The organism is Kitasatospora sp. NPDC054795 (assembly GCF_053611565.1).
In genome coordinates this window covers 1-2,671 of sequence record NZ_JBSHAP010000278.1, presented here as the reverse complement: position 1 = coordinate 2,671, position 2,671 = coordinate 1, and the positions used below count along the sequence as shown (strand labels likewise).

1 rRNA gene is annotated in these 2,671 nt (G+C 56.7%); it reads right to left on the bottom strand.

Annotated features, from left to right (window positions below):
- Positions 1 to 2: 2 nt before the first annotated feature.
- Positions 3 to 2,671 (bottom strand): 23S ribosomal RNA (locus ACWGJO_RS41390); the annotation flags it as partial.

Sequence of the window (2,671 nt, the reverse complement as noted above, 5' to 3'; positions counted from 1 at the left end):
CTGAGGACAAGCCCTCGGCCTATTAGTACCGGTCAACTCCACCCCTCACAGGGCTTCCATATCCGGCCTATCAACCCAGTCGTCTACTGGGAGCCTTACCCTCTCAAGGAGGTGGGAGTGCTCATCTCGAAGCAGGCTTCCCGCTTAGATGCTTTCAGCGGTTATCCCTCCCGAACGTAGCCAACCAGCCATGCCCTTGGCAGGACAACTGGCACACCAGAGGTTCGTCCGTCCCGGTCCTCTCGTACTAGGGACAGCCCTTCTCAACACTCCTACGCGCACAGCGGATAGGGACCGAACTGTCTCACGACGTTCTAAACCCAGCTCGCGTACCGCTTTAATGGGCGAACAGCCCAACCCTTGGGACCTACTCCAGCCCCAGGATGCGACGAGCCGACATCGAGGTGCCAAACCATCCCGTCGATATGGACTCTTGGGGAAGATCAGCCTGTTATCCCCGGGGTACCTTTTATCCGTTGAGCGACGGCGCTTCCACAAGCCACCGCCGGATCACTAGTCCCTACTTTCGTACCTGCTCGACCCGTCAGTCTCACAGTCAAGCTCCCTTGTGCACTTACACTCAACACCTGATTGCCAACCAGGCTGAGGGAACCTTTGGGCGCCTCCGTTACTCTTTAGGAGGCAACCGCCCCAGTTAAACTACCCACCAGACACTGTCCCTGATCCGGATCACGGACCCAGGTTAGACATCCAGCACGACCAGAGTGGTATTTCAACGACGACTCCACCAAGACTGGCGTCAAGGCTTCAAAGTCTCCCACCTATCCTACACAAGCCGAACCGAACACCAATATCAAGCTATAGTAAAGGTCCCGGGGTCTTTCCGTCCTGCTGCGCGAAACGAGCATCTTTACTCGTAATGCAATTTCACCGGGCCTATGGTTGAGACAGTCGAGAAGTCGTTACGCCATTCGTGCAGGTCGGAACTTACCCGACAAGGAATTTCGCTACCTTAGGATGGTTATAGTTACCACCGCCGTTTACTGGCGCTTAAGTTCTCAGCTTCGCCCCACCGAAATGGAGCTAACCGGTCCCCTTAACGTTCCAGCACCGGGCAGGCGTCAGTCCGTATACATCGCCTTACGGCTTCGCACGGACCTGTGTTTTTAGTAAACAGTCGCTTCTCGCTGGTCTCTGCGGCCACCCCCAGCTCGGAGTGCAAGACTCGTCACCAGGAATGGCCCCCCTTCTCCCGAAGTTACGGGGGCATTTTGCCGAGTTCCTTAACCATAGTTCACCCGAACGCCTCGGTATTCTCTACCTGACCACCTGAGTCGGTTTGGGGTACGGGCCGCCATGAAACTCGCTAGAGGCTTTTCTCGACAGCATAGGATCATCCACTTCACCACAATCGGCTCGGCATCAGGTCTCAGCCTCAATGAGTGACGGATTTGCCTATCACTCGGCCTACACCCTTACCCCGGGACAACCACCGCCCGGGCTGGACTACCTTCCTGCGTCACCCCATCGCTCACCTACTACCCCGTTGGGTCACCGGCTCCACCACTTCCCTTTGCCCGAAGGCTCCAGGACGGCTTCACGGGCTTAGCATCAAGAGGTTCAGCGTTGGCGCTTCAAAGCGGGTACGGGAATATCAACCCGTTGTCCATCGACTACGCCTGTCGGCCTCGCCTTAGGTCCCGACTTACCCTGGGCAGATCAGCTTGACCCAGGAACCCTTGGTCAATCGGCGCAAGAGTTTCTCACTCTTGTATCGCTACTCATGCCTGCATTCTCACTCGTATACCGTCCACGACTGGTTTCCACCGCCGCTTCACCCGGCACACGACGCTCCCCTACCCATCACAGCAGGCGTTGGCCCTATATGCTGCAATGACACGACTTCGGTGATGTGCTTGAGCCCCGCTACATTGTCGGCGCGGAATCACTTGACCAGTGAGCTATTACGCACTCTTTCAAGGGTGGCTGCTTCTAAGCCAACCTCCTGGTTGTCTCTGCGACTCCACATCCTTTCCCACTTAGCACACGCTTAGGGACCTTAGTCGGTGTTCTGGGCTGTTTCCCTCTCGACCATGGAGCTTATCCCCCACAGTCTCACTGCCACGCTCTCACTTACCGGCATTCGGAGTTTGGCTAAGGTCAGTAACCCGGTAAGGCCCATCGCCTATCCAGTGCTCTACCTCCGGCAAGAAACACGTGACGCTGCACCTAAATGCATTTCGGGGAGAACCAGCTATCACGGAGTTTGATTGGCCTTTCACCCCTAACCACAGGTCATCCCCCAGGTTTTCAACCCTGGTGGGTTCGGTCCTCCACACGGTCTTACCCGCGCTTCAACCTGCCCATGGCTAGATCACTCCGCTTCGGGTCTTGGGCATGCAACTCAACCGCCCTATTCGGACTCGCTTTCGCTACGGCTACCCCACACGGGTTAACCTCGCTACACACCGCAAACTCGCAGGCTCATTCTTCAAAAGGCACGCAGTCACGGCCCACCAGCAAGCTGATGAACGACGCTCCCACGGCTTGTAGGCACACGGTTTCAGGTACTATTTCACTCCGCTCCCGCGGTACTTTTCACCATTCCCTCACGGTACTATCCGCTATCGGTCACTAGGGAATATTTAGGCTTAGCGGGTGGTCCCGCCAGATTCACACGGGATTTCTCGGGCCCCGTGCTACTTGGGAG